This is a genomic window from Bdellovibrio bacteriovorus, from assembly GCF_048286975.1.
In the GTDB taxonomy this organism is placed as follows: domain Bacteria; phylum Bdellovibrionota; class Bdellovibrionia; order Bdellovibrionales; family Bdellovibrionaceae; genus Bdellovibrio; species Bdellovibrio bacteriovorus_H.
On sequence record NZ_JBLVRT010000002.1, the window covers coordinates 425692 to 446365 of the forward strand.

Consider the following 20674-nt stretch of genomic DNA (forward strand, 5'->3'; position numbering starts at 1 on the left):
CGAAAGTCCGGCCCGATATCCTTGTTGTATCGGGAGGCTTGCAGTGAACATCTACAAGTACGACATCGTCTTCCAGGAAGTGCCGGATCATGTGTCCCTGGCATTCTATGTTTGTGGCTGCCCGCTGAAATGCCCGGGCTGTCATTCTCCCGAGCTATGGACTGAAAAAACCGGCACGCCTTTAACCACGGAACTGCTGCAGCAGCTGATCACACGTTACGGTGGCCGGATCACTTGCGTGCTGTTTCTGGGCGGAGAATGGCATGAAGCCGAGCTCTGCAGCTTTTTAAAGATCTGTCATCACAATCATCTTCGCACCGCACTTTATACAGGCCTTAACGAGGTTTCAGCCCGTTTGCTGGAAGATCTCGATTACCTGAAGACCGGCCCCTGGGTTCGCGCTTTGGGGGGCCTGGATTCCCCCGCTACAAACCAGGTCTTTCGGGATCTGCGCGCTGGTAAAATTCTAAATCATCTTTTTCAACACAACACAAAGGAGCCCTCCCTATGATCAGACTCACTGAAGAACAAATTCAGAAAAAGATCGCCTTCGTCCAGCAGTACAAATCCGCCGCCAATGCCGCGGAAGGTTCCAGACTGGATGCCAATGCCAACGTCACTTTAAAGAATATTGCGACGCTGGAGGCAGAGATCAACAAAGACATCAATATCCAGATTAACCGCAGCCTGGTTGCCGGAAAAATCGCCGAACTGTTCGGGCCCGAGCTTTCCGCCGAATATGTGCGCCAGATCGAAAGTCATGAAATCTATGTTCATGATGAAACATCGTTAAAACCCTACTGCGCTTCCATTTCCATGTATCCCCTGCTGCTGCAAGGTCTGCGTGATCTTGGCGGTGAATCCAAAGCCCCCCAGCATCTGGAAAGCTTCTGTGGCTGCTTTGTGAATCTGGTTTTTGCCGTGTCAGCACAGTTTGCCGGGGCGGTCGCGACGGTGGAATGGCTGATGTATTTCGATCATTTTGCCCGCAAGGACTATGGTGATGACTATCTGAAAACCCACCCGCGTCTGATCAACAATCACCTGCAGCACGTGGTTTATGCTTTAAACCAACCCGCAGCCGCCCGCGGATACCAGTCCGTCTTCTGGAATATCTCGGCGTATGATGAATACTATTTCAAATCCCTGTTCGGTGACTTTGTATTCCCGGATGGAGATCTGCCCCGCTGGGACAAAGTTGAAAAACTTCAGGCGCACTTCATGTCCTGGTTCAACGAGGAACGCAAAAAAGCGATTTTGACTTTCCCTGTGGTGACTGCTGCCATGCTGATTGATGAACAAGGCCCGCGGGACACGACCTTTGCCACAATGTGCGCGCAAGAACTCAGCCGCGGCAACAGCTTCTTTATGTACATGAGTGATTCCGCCGACAGTCTGGCCAGCTGCTGCCGACTGCGCAACGAAATTTCCGATAACACCTTCAGTTATTCCCTTGGGGCAGGGGGTGTTGCCACGGGGTCGATTAATGTTATCACCATCAACATGAACCGCCTGGTGCAAAAGAACCTGGATCTCGCCGAGATGGTGGACAAGGTGCAAAAGTATCAGGTCGCCTATCGTGAACTGATGCAGGAATATTTCGAAGCCGGATTACTAACGGCTTACACCGCGGGATTCATTTCCCTGAATAAGCAGTTTTTGACGATCGGAATTAACGGCATGGTGGAAGCCGCCGAATTCAGCGGGCTCGGCGTTGAAAATTCCGGCCCTTACAAAGACTTTGTGCGCGAAAAGCTGAAAGTGATTTATGAAGCCAACCGCAAAGCCCGTCAAACTTATGGCTATATGTTCAACACCGAATTTGTGCCCGCAGAAAACCTGGGGGTTAAAAACGCCCAGTGGGACCGCAAGGACGGACTATACGTCCCGCGAGACTGCTATAATTCCTATTTCTATGTGGTAGAAAACGATTCCGTGAATCCTCTGGACAAGATGGATCTGCACGGCAAAGAGATGATGCAATATCTTGATGGTGGATCCGCATTACATCTTAATTTGGAAGAACGGCTGACCGCCGAAGGATTCTTAAAACTGATCCGTGCGGCGGCACTATCGGGCTGCAACTATTGGTGCGTGAATATCAAAATCACCATCTGCAACGTCTGTGAACATATCGACAAAAGGACGCTGTACAAATGCAGCGACTGTGGAAGCCACGATGTTGATCACGCCACCCGGGTTATTGGTTATTTGAAACGTGTTTCCGCCTTCAGCAAGGCACGCCAGACCGAGGCGGCAAAACGTTTCTATCACCCTACTCCCTCACGCGTATCATCTTTGGCAGGAAAATCCAGCCCCACACCAGCAGCCCCAGAATCCAGGTATATGCCGCATACACCAGATGGGACTGATAGATATGCGGAGCAAACCCCGCCGACAGGCGTGTAAGCCCGGCTAAGGCCATCAAGAAAGCTCCAAGGAACAAACCCTTGGAGCTTTTCTCTATGATCATGTCATGCTTACCGTGAGACAAAGTCACACGTGTCGCAATCATGAAAGTCATCAGACCCAATCCTGAAACCAGAATCACGTGCAGCAAATGCACCCGGAAGGATGGAACAAATACTGTCGCAGCCTGCCCCACAAACATCAACCAGGCTGAACCCCACAACCACCAGCTTTGGAAAGCCCGGCGCTGCGGAAGACGATGCAGCTTCCAGAAAGAAAACACGATATAAGCCATGACGGCTGTGCGCAGAATCTGACCGGCTTGCGCGTTGATCAGAACTTCCAAAACAAAGCTTGCCACAAACAGAACCGCCAGCGACGAGAACAGTTTAATCCGCGGTGCTGTTTTCCCGGCTTCAGTAGGCAGCGGGGCCCAGCCCAAAAGCGCGGGAATCAAACGACTGCCCACCCCCATCACCAGACACAGAACATACGCCTGCAACAAGAAGGTGCGCGCCAAAGAATACAACGGGCCTGGAATGTTGATAAATTCACCGGCCAGTAAAGCCACGCAGCCCAACAACCCCGCCCCTAAGCCAACACCGACGAAAAGAAATGAATCCGGCGGATTGCTTTTACGATTTAAAAACCGGCGGGCCATATAAAAGATCAAAAATATGAAAAGCGCCGTGACGCTCGCATAAAACAGGGTCTTGCTTGCGGGCAGAAGTGAAGCGAACAACAAACCGATCAGCAACAACGACACTTTCTGTTCACCCGCAGTCGGACCAAAAGTGTTGGTGAATCGCGGAGCGGCCGTCATCAAAAAACCCGCCACGAAACAAAGAAAGAATCCACCGGACATGATTTCCGGATGATGAAGCCCGGGATAAGAAACCAAATTCCACGGGAACAGAATCCACAACAAAACTCCCCAGATGGCCATCACCCATCCCGCAGGAAAGAAATACCGGTAAGCATCCATTGAAGTCGTACTCATAACTGCCTCATTTCACCCTTCGCGGGTCTCAGAATCAAACTACTCCAACTCCACGGCTGATCACATGATCGGGATCAATATTGGGTAAAAAGTGGCGAAGTTGATCCGGATCATGTTGTTACGCGGGAAAGCGCCGCATTCTGTGTAAGAGGGTCCTATGAAAGACATTATCAGCGTCCTGAAAAAACAAGATTTCCTGCGCCAACTGAACGACCGTGATCTTCGTTCCCTGACACCTTACTTTGAGCTGATTCACACCTCCCATCGTGAGGTTCTTTTTAAAAAAGGTCAGCCCATTGAACACATTTATCTGGTGCTGTACGGCTCGTTCAAGATTCAGGAATCCCTCGACAAGGGGGCGGTGAAAATCTTTAATTTCCTAAGCCAGGGCGAGTTCCTGGGTGTTGCCATGGCGGGTCTGCCCCAGCCACGTTATCCCACTTCCGCGGTCGCCAATGAAGACAGCACCCTGCTGAAAATTCCCATTGGCTTTTTCTTTGACTGCCTGATGCTGATCCCCGAGGTTCGCCGCAAAGTGAACCGACAGATTTCCGAACGTTTTTTGGAATTTCAGAATGACATCTGCAAATCCCAGAAACTGGCCCCTTATCGTGTCGCGGACTTTTTACTGCGCCTGCTGGATCGCCAGGATTCAAACAAAACCTATATTCAGCTTCCCCTGACCCGATTGGATATTGCCGATCGCACCGGCACCCAAAGCGAAACTGTCATTCGCATTTTAAGTCAATGGACCAAACTAGGCTGGATCCGCACCGTGGACCATCACATCGAAATTCTGGATCCCCAGGCCCTGAAGGAGGTGGAAAGTGAACGCCCTTCTCGAAAAACTGCGCCAGGAACATCAGATCATCCTGAAAATGTTTGATGAGCAGGTTTCCATTCTGGAAATCATTCATTTCGTCGAAAAAGTGCATCACCCTCTGGAGGAACAAGAGCTGTTCCCGGCCGTGGCGACTCACCCCTTGCTGCGTGAAGGGGGTCCGCTGTGCACTTTCTTTCGTGGTATGGAACTGGATTTAAATCCGCAGGAAGGTCCCCGCCAGCACCTGCAGAAGCTTTATAAAGAAGGTTTCCCCAAAGCCAGTGCTTACGCGAGCTTTGACTGGCTGAATCCGCAGAATCCTCTAAGTCTTCCCATGGATGAACACGAACTGGGACACGAAATTGCCGAAGCTTTGAAGATCCTGGTCAATCCTGACGTGCAAAAAATCTATCCGGGATATTTTGAAGTATTAAAGGCTGATTATGAAAGCCTGCTACGTCGACATATTGCCAAAGAAGATGGCTGTCTGTTTGTCTTGTGTGAAAAAATGTTAAGCTGATCCCTGTTGCGCTGTCGCTGACGCAACAGGGGGCTTGTTTCAGGCTACTCGCAGAAACCGCAGCAGCCTTCTTTTTTCTTTTTCGTCAGACGCAGCTTCCAAACCGCCGGACCTTTTTCAAGATACTCATCAACAAACTGATTGGGACGGGCTTCACCGAACTGGCGCAGCAGCGGAAGCGGATCATGGTTATTCACGATCAACAGGCTGTCGCCGCCTTCCAGCTTGTCAAAACTTTCGAAAATAAAAGAATGGCGGGTCGCTGGTTCAATTTTCTGAGCTTCAATGACTAGTTCTTTCATGGAATCACTCCTTTGTTTTCCCCAATTTAGGATGAAAACTCAGCGCCCGCCTTGATCAGGATCAAGGGATGAACTTTATCAGATCTTTTGGATCCCCTGCGGCACCCACCTGACGGCCACGTGGAACGCCGTCGGCGTCAAGCACAGTGATAATGAAAGAGTGATCATAGTCGCCACCCTCCACTTTGCTGTACTTGATTCCCAGCACGCTGGCGATTTCGCGTGGTTCTTTGTCAGACTTGGAAGTCAGCAGGCTCCACTGTCCACTGAGGTCTTTCTTTTTACCAAAGGCCTTTAATACCGCCGGCTTGTCTTTTTCCGGATCAAAGCTGACCAGAACAAAGCGCACGTCTTTTTTGCCTTTGGCCTGCAGGGCTTTTTCAATCTGCTGCATTTGAGCCACAATCAGGGGGCAAGTGTACACACAGCTGGTATAGGCCATGGAAATCACCACGGGCTTCCCACGAAGACTTTCCAGATTCACTTTCTTCCCGTCAGTATCAAGCAAGGATGAATTCAAATTATAAATGGAATCTTCGCTTAAAGCCGGGCTCTTTTCCGCCGCAGCGGGTGCGGCGTGATGGTGATGATGGTCATTGGCCTGGGCCATTGCCACCATCAGCAGAACAATTCCTAGCGGCAGCACTTTTGACAGTTTCATAAATCACTCCTGGTTATTTAGCGCAGCGAAAGCCCAGATTCTGAACTGTGTATCGGGCTTGCAAACTGCTGCGAAATGCAAATCTCATAAAAGCGGCGTAATCTGCCGGGTCTGCTGCACCGGAAGCTCCGGCACCACAGAACAGGTTTTTATCCAGCCCCCCGTCAGCGCGGGACTCGCCGGTGACCAGAGCGGTGTTGAAATCTTCAACCCACTCCCAGATCAACCCATGCATGTCATACACACCCAAACGGTTGGCACTTCCTTTTTGAACTTTCGGCAAGGGCCACTCAGCCCCCCGCCCGTACCATTCCAGAATCAAAGCCTTGATGTCGGCGTCATTTTTAAAGGGACTTAACGCCACGTATTCCCACTCGTTGGTCAACGGCAGCCGCAGACCTTTCCACGCGCAGTACTCACGTGCCGCAAACCAGCTGACTCGCACCACCGGGGACTGCCCGGACACTTTGTCTTCCCAATGAAGATCGTTCTTCCAATAGTCCAGATAGCTGGCATCGGCGAAAATCTTTTTTACCTGGGACTTTCGCCACTGGGGATTTGCTTTCACAAACTCCAGATAGTCGGCGTTGGTCACCGGATGCAGGTCCATTTGGAATGCGGCCACAGCCTGTTTCTTCTGATTCAGCCGGGCCGGCATCTTGAACTCTCCCCCAGGGACCGCCACTTGATTCAGCGCCAAGGCACTGAGGCTGATGAAAAGGACGGCCACGATCAGAAGACCCTGTTTAATTCCGTCCATTTTCAAACCTCCTTGCCAAGTCATTGAATCTTACTTTTTCCCTGCTGCACGGACAGCTTTAACATCCGCCGGAGTCACAACTTTCTTCGAATTACCCCACATGCTGTAAACATAAGTCAGCACGTTCGCGGCATCTTCATCAGACAAAATCTGAGCCGGCATAACAGAATTAAATTCTTTGCCGTTCACTTTCACCGGACCTTCCAGACCGTGGATCACCGCTGAAATGGACTTTTCTTTGCTGTTGTTCAGGAAATCCGATTTTGCCAGCGGAGGGAATGCACCCGGCAAACCCTGACCATTGCTTTGGTGGCAGGCAAAGCAGGATGAATCGTAAATACGCTTCCCGCCCGCCAGACGCTCTTCCAATGTTTTGGCTGGAATCTGTTTCGGAGCTTCCGCACCGATTTCCTGGATCACACCGCCCTCTGGCTGATAGATCCCGTCTTTAGTTTTACCGGAATAAATCTCATGATCTTCTTTGCCTTCGACTTTCAGCATCCCGATGGCACCCTTATTAAAGGCGCGGAAGATCGAGTGATCGACCAGAATGAAAGTGCCAGTAGTGTCCAGTTTGAATTCAACAATCGCAGACCCGCCGGCCGGAACCAAAGTAGTCTGCACGTTTTCATTCACCAGTTTACCGCCTTCGACGTAAACCTTGTCGAAGATCTCACCAATGACGTGGAAGGAAGACACCAGGTTCGGTCCACCATTACCAACAAACAAACGGACTTTTTCGCCAGTTTTGGCTTTCATGGCATTGTCGCCCACCAAAGCACCCACGCTGCCGTTAAAGACCACGTAGTCAGCTTTTTCTTCGACCGCCTTAGTCATGCTGAAAGGCTGCAAGCCTGGAGCACCGTATTTGCCTTTAGTGTAGAACTCACTCTGCATAACATAGAATTCACGATCCACTTTTGGCAGACCTTCTTTAGGTTCCACCAAAATCAGACCGTACATTCCGTTGGCAATGTGCATCCCCACCGGCGCAGTTGCGCAGTGATAAACATACAAGCCCGGATTCAGCGCTTTGAAACTGAAAGTAGAACTGTGTCCCGGTGCAGTGAAGGAACCTTCGGCACCACCACCCTGACCAGTCACGGCATGCAAATCGATATTGTGCGGCAATTTACTGGAAGGATGGTTGTGCAGATGGAATTCCACCTGATCCCCTTCACGGATCCGGATGAATTTACCCGGCACCTTGCCCCCGAATGTCCAGAAAGTATAATCCACCCCGTCGGCCAGACGCAGTTTTACTTCCTTAGTTTCCAGATTCACGACCACTTTAGTTGCATGTTTGCGAGTGATCGGTGGTGGCACTTCCGGGGCGTCAGTCAAGACAGCCACTTCCTCGCCTTTAATTTTTTCAGCCATCGCTCCGACCGGAGCTGCGCCGATCAACAAGCCTGCCAAGAGTATCTTTTTATAATTCCAGTCTTTCATCTTTTGTCTCCTTGATGAATTCATCTGCAGCTTCATAGTCGTGAACAACTGACGGAAAATACATGACGGCCATCAATCATCCAAAAAAGTTGCGCTCTTTTTTTTGCTGTTATATATATCATTATGTTTACTTTAAAGGCAAACAACTGAAACTTGATCTGGATCATGGAACGGGATCCCCCACATGCCGTAGCATGGACTATTTCTAGACCGCCCCAGTTTAGAAAAAACCCGTAAAGTGCAGCAAATTGCAGCACCTGCGCCTCCAACCCACCTCACATTTTGCGACTATTTTGGGGAACATGATGCCGATCATATCGGGGCGGGGTGGAGAAAGGCATATTTGAGACAGGTCGAGGAGTTTATGAGCACAGCCACCCTACACGAATGCGCCTACTGCCGAGCGGGAACAACCGAACCCGTATACTGCTGTTCTGCGTGTGAAATGCTGGACCTGCATGTGCGCCAGATGCCGGTTCTGGGTGAAAAACAAAATCCCTTCGCTTATCTGGATCAACCTGAATTCCGTAAGCTTTATTCCCACCCGCAGCAGGGCTTTAACTATCTGTTCTTTGCGGAAGGGCTGCACTGCTCTTCCTGCGTTCACCTGCTGGAAAAACTTCCTGAATTTTACGATCGCATCGAATCCGCACGTGTGAATTTTGGCCAAAGCACGGTCACTATCAAACTGGCCGAAGGCGGCTCCTTGGCGCAAGTGGCGCACGTGATCGCCGAGCTTGGTTACAAGCCCTCCCCGCTGGCAGCCCAGGATAATCTGGCTGAACGATATCAGTCTGAAAACCGCAGCTTCCTGAAAAGAATCGCCGTGGCTGGCTTCTGTGCCGGGAACACCATGCTGTTTGTGATTCCGGTGTATGCCGGACTTGCTGGCAGCTGGGCGACCGTATTTAACTGGCTGAGCTTCGCGCTGTTCCTGCCAATTCTATTGTATTCAGCGCAGCCGTTTTACAAGGGCGCCTGGAACTCTTTGAAATACAAAGTTATCAATGTGGACCTGCCGATCACTATTGCCATGCTTTCCGGTTTTGCGCTGTCCACTGCGAACCTGATCCGCGGAAACGGTGACATCTATTTCGACAGCACTGCCAGCTTCATGTTCTTCATCCTATCCGCACGCTATCTGTTGAAACGCGTGCAGCAGAACTATCTGTCCCCGTCGCGTATGAAGTCATTCTTCCAGATGGAAAAATACGAGCGTGTTGACGGTGGCAAGGCCGCGGTGATCCCGTGGTCTTCCGTAAAATCTGGTGATGTGCTGAAGCTGAAACAGGGGCAAAGCCTGCCTTCGGATGCGACTTTGATGTCATCCCATGCCACTTTGGACATGTCGCTGTTTAACGGCGAATCCCTTCCTAAAGTCTTTTCGTCCGGAATGACTCTGTTTGCTGGCACCAAGGTTCTGGATGACGGTGTTTTGATCCGCATGAATGTGAATTTTGCTGAAAGCAAACTGGGTCAGCTTCTGCAGCAGCTGGATCAGGGGGCTTTGCAAAAAAGCCGCTTCATCGCCCTGACTGACCGCCTGGCTCAATATCTGATTATCACTGTTTTCTCTATCGCGGTTTTGTTCTTCCTGGCTTACGCCAGTGTGGATATGTCAGAAGCCTTCAATCGTTCCCTGGCTTTGATTGTGCTGGCCTGCCCTTGTGCTTTGGCCTTTGGCTCGCCGCTGACTTTCGGGCTGGCTCTGAAAAAATCCCAACGGCTGGGAATTCTATTAAAAGATGCGACCAGCCTTGAGCGCATGCTGGAAGTTAAAAACATCTTCTTTGATAAGACCGGCACTTTGACTGAAGGGCATCTGTCACTATCCCACTCTGAGCCGGCCATTATTTCTCCGCGCCTGCAAGCCTGCATTCTGGCTTTGGAAGCTCGCTCTTACCATCCACTGGCCTTTGCACTTCGTAAAGCGTGGCCTCATCCGGAAAGTCTTCCCGTGGTGGAGCAAGCCCAGGAAATTCTGGGAAAAGGTGTCAAAGGCCTGATCGACGGAAAACTTTATGAGATCCGTCACCTGTCTGAAAGCACTCACGAGGATGAAACAGCCATCGAAGTGATCTGCGAAGGGCAAAGCCTGTGCCGTCTTTACTTCCTGGATGAACTGCGTGCTGATTCAGCCCAGGCCGTTCAAGAACTGAAAAAACGCGGCATGAACTGCTTCCTGCTTTCCGGTGACAAAAAAAGCCGTGTCTATCAGGCCGCTGCCCAGTGTGGTATCGCCAAAGAAAACGCGCATGGCGAACTGTTCCCTGAAGACAAAAAAGAGATTCTGATCCGCCACAAAAACACCTGCATGATCGGCGACGGCGCCAACGACTCCCTCAGCCTTCAGGCTGCGGATGTTGGTATCGCAGTGAAAGGCAGCGTGGACTTAAGCCTGAACAGCGCGGATGTGTACTTCACTCGCGGGGGCCTTTCCCCGTTCTTTGATCTGATGCAGATCTCTTTGCAGACTCAGAATGTTCTGAAACGCAATCTGGGCATTTCATTGGTTTATAATACTGTCGGCGGACTGCTGGCTTTGGCTGGATTCATTGATCCGCTGATGGCCGCGATTCTGATGCCGATCAGTTCGATTGTTATCATTCTTTCTTCATTGTGGGGTTTCCGATGAACATTATCTTATTGATGATCCCCATGGCGTTAATTCTGGGAATAGGCTTTGTCTCTGCCTTTCTCTGGGCCACCAACAAAGGTCAGTTCGATGACCTCGAGACACCAGCACACCGTATTTTAGATGACGAAAACGAAAGGAAAAAATCGTGAACACATCGGGAAATCTCATCGAAAAAATTTACTACGATGACGATATTGTCAAAAAGTTCGTCCTGGCGACCTTGATCTGGGCCGGGGCTGCGTTTCTTTTTGGCTTGATCGCCGCGTTGCAACTGGCTTATTGGCCCATGAATGCCAATCTGGAATGGATCACCTTCGGGCGTTTGAGACCGCTGCACACCAATGCTGCGATCTTTGCTTTTGCCGGGAATGCGATCTTTGCCGGGATTTATCATTCCAGCCAAAGACTGCTGAAAACCAGAATGTTTTCGGATGTGCTTTCCAAAATGCACTTCTGGGGCTGGCAGCTGATCATCCTTTCTGCCGCCATCACTTTACCGCTGGGTTACACTCAGTCCAAAGAATATGCAGAACTGGAATGGCCGATTGATATCGCCATCACGGTTGTGTGGGTGATCTTCGCGATCAACTTCTTTATGACCCTGCGCCAACGCCGTGAAAAACACATGTACGTGGCGATCTGGTTCTATATCGCAACAATCATTACAGTGGCGGTTTTGCACATCGTGAACTCTATCGAGATCCCGGTGACATTCCTGCAGTCCTATCCGGTATATGCGGGTATTCAGGATGCGCTGGTTCAGTGGTGGTACGGACATAACGCCGTGGCATTCTTCCTGACCACTCCGTTCCTGGGTTTGATGTACTACTATGTACCGAAAGCCGCGAATCGTCCGGTGTATTCTTACCGCCTCAGTATCATTCACTTCTGGGCGTTGGTATTTATCTATATCTGGGCCGGTCCTCACCACTTGCTTTACACTTCCCTGCCGGAATGGGCGCAGACTTTGGGGATGATTTTCTCCATCATGCTGTGGGCTCCGTCCTGGGGTGGTATGATCAACGGTCTTTTGACTTTGAAAGGTTCCTGGCATCTGCTGAAAACTGAACCGCTGATCAAGTTCTTCGTTGCGGCATTGACCTTCTATGGAATGTCGACTTTCGAAGGGCCTCTGCTTTCCATCAAGTCCATCTCTGCGGTCGGTCACTACACGGACTGGATCGTGGGTCACGTTCACTCTGGCGCTCTGGGCTGGAATGGATTCCTGACTTTCGGTATGGTTTATTATCTGGTGCCACGTTTGTGGAGAACTGAACTGTACTCCAAAAAACTTCTGGAAAATCATTTCTGGATCGGTTTGACAGGTGTGCTTCTGTACTACACTTCCATGGTTGTTGCCGGTATCACTCAAGGTTTGATGTGGCTGGCGGTTGGTGAAGACGGTACTTTGGTGTATCCGGACTTTATCGAAACTGTGGTTCGTATCGTTCCACTTTACTGGGTGCGCGCACTGGGTGGATTCCTGTTCATCGTGGGCTTCGTGATGATGTGTTACAACATCTATAAAACCATCAAGCTGGCTCCCAAAGAACAACATGATGCCTACATCGAAGTGTCCCGTTCCGGTTATGACGAGCTGACTAAAGGTCACCGCAAACTGGAAGGCATGGGTGCGGTGTTCTCTGTCCTGGCATTCCTGGCAATTGCCGTGGGTTCCGTGATCGAGATTTATCCGACACTTTCCCTGCACCGCTATGTGAATCCGAACAACATCGTGGATCCGTATTCACCACTGGAGCTAGCAGGTCGTGATATCTATATCAAGGAAGGCTGTTACGTCTGCCATTCCCAGCAGATTCGTCCGATCGCTTCCGAAGTGATGCGCTATGGAGCCGCTTCCACGGTGGAAGAATCCATGTACGATCGTCCGTTCCAATGGGGCTCAAAACGCACAGGTCCGGATCTTTCCCGTCTGGGCAAGAAGTATCCGAACCTGTGGCATTACAGCCATATGCTGGATCCGCGTGCCGTGACTCCGAAAAGTATCATGCCGAACTATCCTTGGCTGGCAGAAAAAAAGACCGACTTCCTGGTCCTGCGTAAAAAACTGTCCGTCATGAAGCAGCTGGATGTTCCTTATGCTGACGATGTTGTGGCCAACGCCGACATCTATGCTCAGAAACAGGCCAAAGAGATTGCTGCGGATCTGGAATCCAACGGTGCTCCAAAAGGTCTTGAAGACAAGGAAATCGTGGCCCTGATTGCTTACCTGCAGTCCCTGGGGCAGAAAGGAAAAGTACAATGAAATCGGAAGGACTGAAATATTTCACTGACACGCACCTGACTGCGATGGGCCTTTTGATCTTCTTCCTCTTCTTTGTAGGAGTGATGATCTGGGTATACCGCAAAAACAGCACCGAGATTTATGCCCACATGGAACAGATTCCTTTGAAAGACGGAGAATAAAATGAGCGAAGATAACAAGGAAAAATTCCACGAATACGACGGGATTATCGAACACGATAACCCCCTGCCAACCTGGTGGCTGTGGACCTTCTTCCTCACCATCATTTTCGCCTTCATCTATTGCATCCACTATGAGTTGGGCGGTGGCCCGACTTTGCAGGATGAATTGAAAGTGGCGATGACTGAAATCGAACAGGTTCAAGCCAAGGCCGCAACCGCGTCACCGATGGAAACTGAAGAATCCCTGCAAGCCGCATTTGAAAAAGACGGTGTGCTGGCTTTAGGAGCCGCCCAGTTTGCCTCCAAGTGTGCTTCCTGCCATGGCCAGGAGCTGCAAGGTTTGATCGGACCGAATCTGACTGATAAGTTCTGGATGCATGGCAAAGCCACTCGCTTGGATGTGGTGAAGGTTGTTCGTGACGGTGTTCCCGAAAAAGGCATGCCTCCATGGGGCCCCGTCATGAAAAAAGATGAAATCTATGCGGTGTCGGCGTTTATCCTGTCCAAAAAAGGCAGCAACCCGGCTGGCGCAAAAGAGCCTCAGGGCGAGGCTGTGGAGTAAGTTATGTCGGGGTTGGATTCAGGCAAGCTAACAAGTGTTGATGAGCATGGTGACCGGTTGAACATTATCCCTGCCGAAGTGCGGGGGCGCTTCCGACGTCATCGCGACTGGACTCAGATCATTTTGTTGATTGTGTTCCTGATCCTGCCCTGGACGACTTTCAATGGTCATCAGACCATTCTGCTGGATATCCCCAAACGGGAGTTCGCTCTATTTGGGGTTTTATTCAAAGCCCACGATGCGCCGATGCTTTTTTATATCGTCGGAACTTTGACTCTGGGCCTGGCTTTTGTGACTTCGATCTGGGGTCGCGTCTGGTGTGGCTGGGCCTGCCCGCAAACAGTGTTCATTGATGCCGTCTATCGCCGCATTGAAAAATGGGTGGAGGGCACTTACATCCAGCGCCGTCAATTGCGTGACGGACCGATGAATCTGACTAAAATCCGCAAAGTGTCCCTGAAATGGTTCTTGTTTTTTGCCGTGTCTTCTGTGATTGCCCACAGCTTTATCGCTTACTTCGTTGGTGCAAGTGAGCTGCTGGCAATGACCCAAGGCTCACCGGCCCAGAACATGACATATTTCATTCTGGTACTGTTCTTCACCGCCATCATTCTTTTTGATTTCGGCTGGTTCCGTGAACAGTTCTGCGTGATCATGTGCCCTTATGGACGTATCCAGTCCGTGCTGCTGGATCAAAAATCCCTGGCGGTGGTTTACGACGTGAACCGGGGCGAACCCCGCAAAGGCACCACACAACCCAACGAAAAAGCCGGTGACTGCGTGTCTTGCAATCGCTGCGTGCAAGTCTGTCCGACAGGGATCGATATCCGCAACGGCCTGCAGATGGAATGCATCGCCTGCACCGCATGTATCGATGCCTGCGATGAAATCATGGAGAAAGTGAAAAAGCCCAAAGGGCTGATTCGCTATGACACTCTGGATGGCAGCAAGATCTCTTTGGCCAAACCACGTTCCATCATTTACATCCTGGCGATTGTGGGTTTGATTGGCGGATTGGCTTACGCGGTCAGCACACGCGAACCTGTGCATATCGCCGTCCTTCGCGGAGCCGGTCTGCCGTACTCTTACGTCAAAAACAGTGATGGTCAGGAAGTTCTTTTAAATCAGTTCCGCCTGCACATCCAAAATCAGGGCGCCTTGCGGGCCCGCTATAATCTGACCTTGCCTCAACAACTTCTGGATCAGGGAATCCAGGTTCAGGTGGCGGAAAATCCGATTCATCTGGCTCCGGGTGAATCACGTGAATGGTATTTCTTTGTCAGAATTCCGGTTTCTGTGATCCCGGCCAGCGGACAGTTAAAAACAGAAGTGAATGTGCAGGACGAACTGGCGCCGCAAGGCTTTAAAACCCACCGCGAACTGATTCTTGTGGGACCGAGGTCACAATGATGTCCTCCGCCCTTCTGGCATTGGGAATACTTTCCTCCAGCTTCTTCGGCAGTTGGCATTGTGCGGGAATGTGTGGACCTGTTGCGACGCTGATGAGCGCACGTAAAAGCTTGCTCTCCTATCACCTTGGCCGCTTGTGTGCCTATGTCCTTTTGGGTGTGCTGGCCGGTTCTTTGGGGCAGTTCTTTCTGAACAGTCAGTTTGTGACCCTGCGCTGGATTTCGGCCATTCTTTTGGCACTGGTGCTTGTGGGTTCGGGCGCTCGTTTGATTCTGCCGGTGTCCTGGCAGCAGCGTCTGTCTGCAAACAGGATTTCTCATTCCATCTTGGGTGTCATTAAACGACTGCAGGCGTTTCATGTGGGCAAATCAGGTTTTGTCGTGGGCCTTTTAACCGCCCTTCTTCCCTGCGGCTGGCTTTACACTTATGTGACTGCCGCGATTGCCACGCAAAGCCCGTGGGCCGGAGGTCTGACTTTGGCGTTGTTCTGGCTGGGTGGTTTGCCGGCACTGAGTGCCGTTCCCATGATGATTCGTCAGGGCCTGCAGCAAGCCGGCCTTCGCCAGCAACGCATTGCCGGGGGCGTGCTGATCGTGGCCGGTTTGTATTCTTTGGGCAGCTTCATGCTGATGCATTAGTTTTTAGTTATTTCCGCTTCGCAACAAACCCGACCTTTCTTTGGACGAGCCCCGTTGTTAGATCGCAACGATTCGACCGTCCAAGGTTGTTTTCCTTGTGCGCCTTCCTTCCGCGGGCTTAGCGTTAAATCAAGAGTTTAACACGTTCGTTCACGTCTACGAAGGAGGCGTTCTATGGTTTCCCGGACTCATAAGATACTAGCATCTGTGGCTGTTGCCGGATTTATCGCAGGTTGCGCGAGCAAACCACCCAATGTGCAGCCGATTTCTTCCAGTGCCAATCCGACGGCCGAGATTGAAAAAACCGAAGCCATGATCAGCGAGGCGCGATCCAAACAAATTGACGTTCTTTCACCTGAGAACTTCACCGACGCCACCAAAGCTTTGGAAAAAGCCAAGCAGAAAAAAGAAAAAGACAAACCCAATGCTGACATTCTGGAACAGGTTGCTTATTCCCGCGCGTGGTTGAATGAAGCCAACACCCGCGCAGAAATCGCACGAACGTCGATGCGACAAATCACCGATGCACGCGAAGGCGCAATGAAAGCCGGAGCCCCCAAACTTTACCCTAAAGAATGGGACAAGGCTGGAAAGGATCTGGAAAAGATCACCGTGGCGATTGAAAAAGGGAACTTGAGTCCGGCGGACAAACGCGGCGATGAAATCATCAGCCGTTACCGGGACCTTGAAATCATGTCCGTCACCAAAGCCTATCTGGGAACAGCCAAAGACAATCTGGACACCGCAAAAAAAGCCGGTGCTGACAAAAATGCACCCAAGTCCTTTGGCATGGCAGCGATGAAATATGAAAATGCCGAGAAGCTGATCAAGGCTGATCCGCGCAATCCGGCCGTCATCGCCCGCGCCTCCCAGGACGCCACCCGTGAATCCCAGCACTTGATGGACGTCACCCGCAAAGTCAATGCGGGCAATTCTGAAGACCTGGTGTTGATGGCAGAACGCCAGCAGCGCACCATCTCCACTTTGCGTAATGAATACTCCAGTGCGGAACAAGAACTGCAAACAGTTCAAAGCGAAGCTGAACGTCAGCGCATGGAGCTGGAACGGCAGCAGGCTTTGCTAAGTCGCGCTCAAGCCCTGCGCAGTCAACTGAAGCCCAACGAGGCGGAAGTCTTCACCGAAAATGGCAAGCTGATGGTGCGCCTGAAAGGTCTGCAATTCCCCACTGCACAGTCCAATCTGGGACCAAAAAACCAGGCCTTGCTGAAAAAAGTTGAAGGCGCATTGGCCGGAGTCACCCCTTCCAAAGTGATCGTCGAAGGTCACACGGACAACGTGGGAAGCGCAGAAGCCAACCGCGTGTTGTCAGAAAAACGCGCTCAATCCGTTCAGAACTTCCTGGTATCCCAGGGAACTCTGCCAGCGGATAAAGTCGAGTCCGTGGGAATGGGTTATGACAATCCAATTGGTAACAACAACACGGCTGCAGGACGAGCACAAAATCGTCGTATTGATCTTGTGATCGAAACTGAGTAAGGAGGTGCCTATGTCACAAATTCCTGGTCAAGGCTGGCAGGAACTGAAACGGGAGCTCATGCAGAAATGGCGTGAGCTTTCGGACAATGACCTTGAAAGCACCAAAGGCAATGCCCAGTCCATCGTCGATCTGCTGGAACGCAAAGTGGGAATGGCCATCGACGAAGCCAGTGAAAAGTTCGCCGAGATAGCATCACACTACCATCTTTATGATGAACCCGAGGAAAAGCCGGTCAAGGCTGACGAGGAAAAGAAAGAACGTGTGATGGAGCTGAAACCCAAAGCTCCGGCGAATCGTGACCGAAAACCAAAAGATGATTACCTGGGATGAGACCCTGCTCACCCACCGGAGGCTTGATTCAAGGATTTGTTTCTTTCGAATCAGGCCCCGCTTTTTCCCGCACCACACTAACAAAAGAGCAAGGCACTGACGTCACCACATGGGGTTCAGAATTCACTTTATGAATCAGCTCCAGCATATCCGGCGATCCATGCGCCTTTCGCACAAACACCATCCAACCGGACTCCTTTAACTGCGCAAAAACCTTTTGTGGAAACTCGGAAGAGCCGGCCGTGAATATCACCCGGTCATAGGGTCCATTGGCCGCATCCCCTTCAAAACCGTCCCCGGCTTTGACAATGACCTGGGAAAGATGGCGCTCCGCCAGGATTTTCTGGGCTCTGGCGGCAAGCTCACTGATCACTTCCACAGAGACCACCTTGCCGCTTTTACCAACAATATCAGCCATCATGGCGGTGTTCCAGCCACTGCCCGTGCCCAGCTCAAAAACCTTTTGTCCGGGCTCGAGTTTGAGCAAATCCAGAATGCGCAGAACAAAACTGGGTTGAGAAATAGTAGAGACAAAAGGAGGACTGTTGAACAACACCAGAGGATGATCTTCGTAGGCCTCTTCGACCGTGTATTCCGGCACGAAGATGTGCCGGGGCTGACTATAAAAAGCTTCCACCACTTTTTCAGACAGTGGCAATGCGCGCTTCAAGACACTTTGTTGATAGTGTTCCAGTGACAAGCCCATGATTAAGCTTGCAAGGTTTTTTCCCGAACGGCAAGCTTGTATCATGACACTGACTCAACTCGAATACATTCTTGCCGTCGCCGACACAGGCAGCTTCAGCCACGCTGCCCGCCAATGCCATGTCACTCAACCCACGCTGAGCATGCAAATTCAAAAGCTGGAAGAAGAACTGGGCGTGATTCTTTTTGATCGCACCAAACAACCCATCCGCCCCACCTCGGTCGGCGAAGAGGTCCTGCAGCAGGCCCGCCTGGTGGTCAAAGGTTCGCAGCACCTGAAAGAAATCGTCGACGATGCCAAAGGATCTCTGCGCGGCGAACTGCGCATCGGAATCATTCCCACGCTGGCCCCGTATCTGCTGCCGCTGTTCCTGAAAAAAATCAAGGACGCCCACAGCAGTTTACATCTGACTTTTGAAGAACTGCAAACCGAGGTGATGATTGAAAAGATCCGCAATCACAGCCTGGATCTGGGCATCATCGTCACGCCGATTGATGATCTGAATATCGCCAATCACGTTTTGTTCTATGAGCCGTTCAATGTTTATCTGTCCAAAGGGCACCCCCTTCTAAGCCAGAAATCGCTGGATGAAAAAGACCTTTCATCAGAAGACGTCCTGCTGCTGAACGAAGGCCACTGCTTCCGCGAGCAAAGCCTTTCCCTTTGCCGCAACAAAAAAAGTCCGGCGGTGATGGATCGCAGTTTCACCTTTGAAAGTGGCAGTCTTGAGACCTTGAAAAAACTGGTAGATCAGGGGGAAAGCTTTACACTGCTCCCTTATCTGGCTGCGCTCGACGTGCAGGACAAAAAGCGACTGCGACCTTTCTCGGATCCGGTCCCAACCCGGGAAGTGAGCCTGGTTCATGGACCTCATTTCCAAAGGAAGGCCCTTTTAAAGGCTCTTATTGAAACCATAAAGAAAAACCTGCCCGAAGGACTGTCTGCCACCCGAGGTAAAAACCAACTGAAAATCGACAATCCCTTAGGCTATCTCAAATAGTTTTCATCTATGCCTATAGACAGCATATAGATAATCTCTATAGTTCCCATAGAAAAAGAGAACTGTTCACCTCCCGTCACCGGGCTTATCCTGTTTACAGGCAAGAGCGAGGTTCCTCCAAGGGACCTCTCTGACAGTGACAAGGAGGAATTTATGAGATCACAAAACGCCCACTCACTGAATGAAAGCAAATCCGTCAGCAGCATGAAATCGGTTGAAACCGGCACCAATGCCGTTGTTGAAACACTGAAAAAATCATTGGCTGAGGAATACCTGCTGCAACTTAAAACCCAAAACTTCCACTGGAACGTGGAAGGTCCGATGTTCTTCTCTCTGCACAAGTTGTTTGAAGAACAATACGGCCAACTGGCGGAATTCGTCGATCGTACGGCCGAAGTCATCCGCGCTTTGAAAGTCAAAGCTCCGGGCAGCTTCAAAGAGTTCAAAGAACTGTCCTCCATTCAGGAGGCTTCTGACAAAATGAGCGCCAGTCAAATGATCGAAATGCTCAGCCAGGACCACACAAATCTGGCCATCGCTTTAAAATCCCGACTGGAAACCGCCGAGGAAGCGGAAGAAACCAGTGCTGTGACTTTGTACGAAGACCTGATCGGCTTCCATGAAAAAGCCGCTTGGATGATCCGCAGTCACAGATCCTGATCCCGATTTAAATCATCGAGAAAGGATGTAGAACATGGGCAGCGCATTGATGGGACTGTTGGCAGGAGGAATCACCGGGCTTTCAACAATGCTCGGTGCTCTTCCCATTCTGAAAAACAAAACCACCGGCTGGAATCCCTGGCGCAGTCTGAATCTGGATTTTGCCATCGGGATGATGCTGGCGGCGGCAGCCTTTAATCTTATCGGCCCTGCTTATTCAAGCACCCACAGCTCCTTCGGGGTGTCTCTTGCCCTGGCGCTCGGTGTGGCTTCCATCTATGGACTGAGCCATCTGATCCATAGCGTGACGCCCTCCGAATGGTCTGTTCACCGAAGAGCCTGGCTTTTCGTGACGGCTATGATGCTGCACAACCTCCCCGAAGGTTTGGCTTCGGGAGCTGCGCTGAGCGCTGATTCCATTTCCGCCGCCAACGGCTGGACAGTGGTGGGCGCCATTGTGTTTCAAAACTTCCCCGAAGGCCTGGCCACCGCCGCGGCATTCCTTTCCATCGGCATGTCCCGCAAGGTTTCTTTCTTCGGCGCCGCGATGACCGGGGTTATGGAAGTTCTGGGAGGAACTTTGGGGGGAATCTTCACCAGCGTCACTTCGGCGTCGCTGCCCTTCATTCTGGCTTTCGCCGGTGGCGCCATGATCAGTGTGACTCTGGAAGAAATCTTCGCCAAAATGAAAGAAACGCGCATGACTTATCTGTGGCAAAAACAATTTGTCGCCGGCGCCCTTTCTGTAATTGTAATGAACTGGATCATCGGTCAGTCCTAGGATGTTTCACTCTGAAACATCCCAATGAATAATAATTTATTTTATGATCTGCATCATCATTACTCCCCCCCGGCCCATCTTACACTGAAAGGGCACAGGA

At 51.0% G+C, this 20674-nt stretch carries 21 protein-coding genes and 1 pseudogene; 16 read left to right on the top strand and 6 right to left on the bottom strand.

Annotated elements, in window-relative coordinates; translation table 11 throughout:
* Positions 1-43: 43 nt before the first annotated feature.
* Entirely contained in the window at positions 44-511 is a 468-nt protein-coding gene (gene nrdG / locus ACNQKP_RS10205) for an anaerobic ribonucleoside-triphosphate reductase activating protein (protein ID WP_417864603.1), read from the top strand.
* Entirely contained in the window at positions 508-2409 is a 1902-nt protein-coding gene (nrdD, locus tag ACNQKP_RS10210; RefSeq protein WP_417864605.1) for an anaerobic ribonucleoside-triphosphate reductase, read from the top strand. Before nrdG ends, nrdD begins: the two co-directional genes overlap by 4 nt.
* On the opposite strand, the pseudogene ACNQKP_RS10215 reads toward nrdD, so the two are convergent.
* Positions 2342-3409, bottom strand: a pseudogene (locus tag ACNQKP_RS10215) (NnrS family protein); the annotation flags it as partial. The gene nrdD and the pseudogene ACNQKP_RS10215 sit on opposite strands and share 68 nt — an antisense overlap.
* A 157-nt stretch (positions 3410-3566) precedes the next feature.
* Here ACNQKP_RS10215 and ACNQKP_RS10220 point away from each other — a divergent pair.
* Positions 3567-4295, top strand: a complete 729-nt coding sequence (locus ACNQKP_RS10220) for a Crp/Fnr family transcriptional regulator (protein ID WP_417864606.1) — start codon at positions 3567-3569, stop codon at positions 4293-4295.
* Positions 4237-4752 carry a hypothetical protein gene (locus ACNQKP_RS10225; protein WP_417864607.1) on the top strand — a complete coding sequence of 172 codons (516 nt, stop codon included), beginning with the start codon at positions 4237-4239 and terminating at the stop codon, positions 4750-4752. The genes ACNQKP_RS10220 and ACNQKP_RS10225 overlap by 59 nt, the downstream gene beginning before the upstream one ends.
* Positions 4753-4796: 44 nt before the next feature.
* Here the strand turns inward: ACNQKP_RS10225 and ACNQKP_RS10230 are convergent, their stop codons facing one another.
* From ACNQKP_RS10230 to nirK, 4 genes are all read right to left on the bottom strand, one after another.
* A complete protein-coding gene (locus ACNQKP_RS10230) occupies positions 4797-5054 on the bottom strand; it encodes a DUF2249 domain-containing protein (RefSeq protein ID WP_015091639.1) in 258 nt (85 codons plus the stop codon).
* 61 nt (positions 5055-5115) lie between these two features.
* Positions 5116-5715: an SCO family protein gene (locus ACNQKP_RS10235; RefSeq protein WP_417864609.1), complete on the bottom strand. Its 600-nt coding sequence runs from the start codon at positions 5713-5715 to the stop codon at positions 5116-5118.
* A 13-nt stretch (positions 5716-5728) separates the two neighbouring features.
* On the bottom strand, positions 5729-6475 hold the full coding sequence (locus tag ACNQKP_RS10240) for a formylglycine-generating enzyme family protein (protein WP_417864610.1): 747 nt from the start codon (positions 6473-6475) through the stop codon (positions 5729-5731).
* 30 nt (positions 6476-6505) lie between these two features.
* Positions 6506-7924: a copper-containing nitrite reductase gene (gene nirK / locus ACNQKP_RS10245; RefSeq protein WP_416480344.1), complete on the bottom strand. Its 1419-nt coding sequence runs from the start codon at positions 7922-7924 to the stop codon at positions 6506-6508.
* 364 nt (positions 7925-8288) lie between these two features.
* Between nirK and ACNQKP_RS10250 the strand changes: the two genes are divergently transcribed.
* The 9 genes from ACNQKP_RS10250 (at position 8289) to ACNQKP_RS10290 (ending at position 17427) form a co-directional block, all read left to right on the top strand.
* Entirely contained in the window at positions 8289-10559 is a 2271-nt protein-coding gene (locus ACNQKP_RS10250) for a heavy metal translocating P-type ATPase (protein ID WP_417864613.1), read from the top strand.
* Positions 10556-10711, top strand: a complete 156-nt coding sequence (gene ccoS / locus ACNQKP_RS10255) for a cbb3-type cytochrome oxidase assembly protein CcoS (protein ID WP_041577808.1) — start codon at positions 10556-10558, stop codon at positions 10709-10711. The genes ACNQKP_RS10250 and ccoS overlap by 4 nt, the downstream gene beginning before the upstream one ends.
* On the top strand, positions 10708-12828 hold the full coding sequence (gene ccoN / locus ACNQKP_RS10260) for a cytochrome-c oxidase, cbb3-type subunit I (protein ID WP_417864615.1): 2121 nt from the start codon (positions 10708-10710) through the stop codon (positions 12826-12828). Before ccoS ends, ccoN begins: the two co-directional genes overlap by 4 nt.
* Complete coding sequence (locus tag ACNQKP_RS10265) at positions 12825-12989, top strand: cbb3-type cytochrome oxidase subunit 3 (RefSeq protein ID WP_088564771.1); 165 nt, start codon at positions 12825-12827, stop codon at positions 12987-12989. Before ccoN ends, ACNQKP_RS10265 begins: the two co-directional genes overlap by 4 nt.
* 1 nt (position 12990) lies before the next feature.
* Positions 12991-13551, top strand: coding sequence for a cbb3-type cytochrome c oxidase N-terminal domain-containing protein (locus ACNQKP_RS10270; protein WP_417864617.1), 561 nt, complete (start codon positions 12991-12993; stop codon positions 13549-13551).
* A gap of 3 nt (positions 13552-13554) precedes the next feature.
* On the top strand, positions 13555-14961 hold the full coding sequence (ccoG, locus tag ACNQKP_RS10275) for a cytochrome c oxidase accessory protein CcoG (protein WP_417864620.1): 1407 nt from the start codon (positions 13555-13557) through the stop codon (positions 14959-14961).
* Positions 14958-15599: a sulfite exporter TauE/SafE family protein gene (locus ACNQKP_RS10280; protein ID WP_374030674.1), complete on the top strand. Its 642-nt coding sequence runs from the start codon at positions 14958-14960 to the stop codon at positions 15597-15599. The genes ccoG and ACNQKP_RS10280 overlap by 4 nt, the downstream gene beginning before the upstream one ends.
* A gap of 174 nt (positions 15600-15773) precedes the next feature.
* On the top strand, positions 15774-17096 hold the full coding sequence (locus ACNQKP_RS10285; RefSeq protein ID WP_416480340.1) for an OmpA family protein: 1323 nt from the start codon (positions 15774-15776) through the stop codon (positions 17094-17096).
* A 10-nt stretch (positions 17097-17106) separates the two neighbouring features.
* A complete protein-coding gene (locus ACNQKP_RS10290; RefSeq protein WP_417864622.1) occupies positions 17107-17427 on the top strand; it encodes a transcriptional regulator in 321 nt (106 codons plus the stop codon).
* A 28-nt stretch (positions 17428-17455) separates the two neighbouring features.
* On the opposite strand, the gene ACNQKP_RS10295 is transcribed toward ACNQKP_RS10290, so the two are convergent.
* Positions 17456-18133 carry a protein-L-isoaspartate O-methyltransferase family protein gene (locus ACNQKP_RS10295; RefSeq protein ID WP_417864623.1) on the bottom strand — a complete coding sequence of 226 codons (678 nt, stop codon included), beginning with the start codon at positions 18131-18133 and terminating at the stop codon, positions 17456-17458.
* A 43-nt stretch (positions 18134-18176) separates the two neighbouring features.
* Here ACNQKP_RS10295 and ACNQKP_RS10300 point away from each other — a divergent pair, with 43 nt between their 5' ends.
* The 3 genes from ACNQKP_RS10300 (at position 18177) to ACNQKP_RS10310 (ending at position 20574) form a co-directional block, all read left to right on the top strand.
* Entirely contained in the window at positions 18177-19133 is a 957-nt protein-coding gene (locus ACNQKP_RS10300) for a hydrogen peroxide-inducible genes activator (RefSeq protein WP_417864625.1), read from the top strand.
* Between the two features lie 153 nt (positions 19134-19286).
* Positions 19287-19793, top strand: a complete 507-nt coding sequence (locus ACNQKP_RS10305) for a Dps family protein (RefSeq protein ID WP_417864627.1) — start codon at positions 19287-19289, stop codon at positions 19791-19793.
* Between the two features lie 34 nt (positions 19794-19827).
* A complete protein-coding gene (locus ACNQKP_RS10310) occupies positions 19828-20574 on the top strand; it encodes a ZIP family metal transporter (protein ID WP_417864630.1) in 747 nt (248 codons plus the stop codon).
* Positions 20575-20674 lie beyond the last annotated feature (100 nt).

Bases quoted from the DNA above. Each gene is read 5' to 3' on its own strand.
- ACNQKP_RS10280 (WP_374030674.1), top strand. From the start codon at position 14,958: ATGATGTCCTCCGCCCTTCTGGCATTGGGAATACTTTCCTCCAGCTTC.
- ACNQKP_RS10265 (WP_088564771.1), top strand. From the start codon at position 12,825: ATGAAATCGGAAGGACTGAAATATTTCACTGACACGCACCTGACTGCG.
- nrdD (WP_417864605.1), top strand. From the start codon at position 508: ATGATCAGACTCACTGAAGAACAAATTCAGAAAAAGATCGCCTTCGTC.
- ACNQKP_RS10235 (WP_417864609.1), bottom strand. From the start codon at position 5,715: ATGAAACTGTCAAAAGTGCTGCCGCTAGGAATTGTTCTGCTGATGGTG.
- ACNQKP_RS10220 (WP_417864606.1), top strand. From the start codon at position 3,567: ATGAAAGACATTATCAGCGTCCTGAAAAAACAAGATTTCCTGCGCCAA.
- ACNQKP_RS10295 (WP_417864623.1), bottom strand. From the start codon at position 18,133: ATGGGCTTGTCACTGGAACACTATCAACAAAGTGTCTTGAAGCGCGCA.
- ACNQKP_RS10230 (WP_015091639.1), bottom strand. From the start codon at position 5,054: ATGAAAGAACTAGTCATTGAAGCTCAGAAAATTGAACCAGCGACCCGC.
- ccoS (WP_041577808.1), top strand. From the start codon at position 10,556: ATGAACATTATCTTATTGATGATCCCCATGGCGTTAATTCTGGGAATA.
- ACNQKP_RS10290 (WP_417864622.1), top strand. From the start codon at position 17,107: ATGTCACAAATTCCTGGTCAAGGCTGGCAGGAACTGAAACGGGAGCTC.
- ACNQKP_RS10305 (WP_417864627.1), top strand. From the start codon at position 19,287: ATGAGATCACAAAACGCCCACTCACTGAATGAAAGCAAATCCGTCAGC.
- nirK (WP_416480344.1), bottom strand. From the start codon at position 7,924: ATGAAAGACTGGAATTATAAAAAGATACTCTTGGCAGGCTTGTTGATC.
- ACNQKP_RS10240 (WP_417864610.1), bottom strand. From the start codon at position 6,475: ATGGACGGAATTAAACAGGGTCTTCTGATCGTGGCCGTCCTTTTCATC.
- ACNQKP_RS10250 (WP_417864613.1), top strand. From the start codon at position 8,289: ATGAGCACAGCCACCCTACACGAATGCGCCTACTGCCGAGCGGGAACA.
- ACNQKP_RS10300 (WP_417864625.1), top strand. From the start codon at position 18,177: ATGACACTGACTCAACTCGAATACATTCTTGCCGTCGCCGACACAGGC.
- ACNQKP_RS10310 (WP_417864630.1), top strand. From the start codon at position 19,828: ATGGGCAGCGCATTGATGGGACTGTTGGCAGGAGGAATCACCGGGCTT.
- ACNQKP_RS10270 (WP_417864617.1), top strand. From the start codon at position 12,991: ATGAGCGAAGATAACAAGGAAAAATTCCACGAATACGACGGGATTATC.
- ccoG (WP_417864620.1), top strand. From the start codon at position 13,555: ATGTCGGGGTTGGATTCAGGCAAGCTAACAAGTGTTGATGAGCATGGT.
- ACNQKP_RS10285 (WP_416480340.1), top strand. From the start codon at position 15,774: ATGGTTTCCCGGACTCATAAGATACTAGCATCTGTGGCTGTTGCCGGA.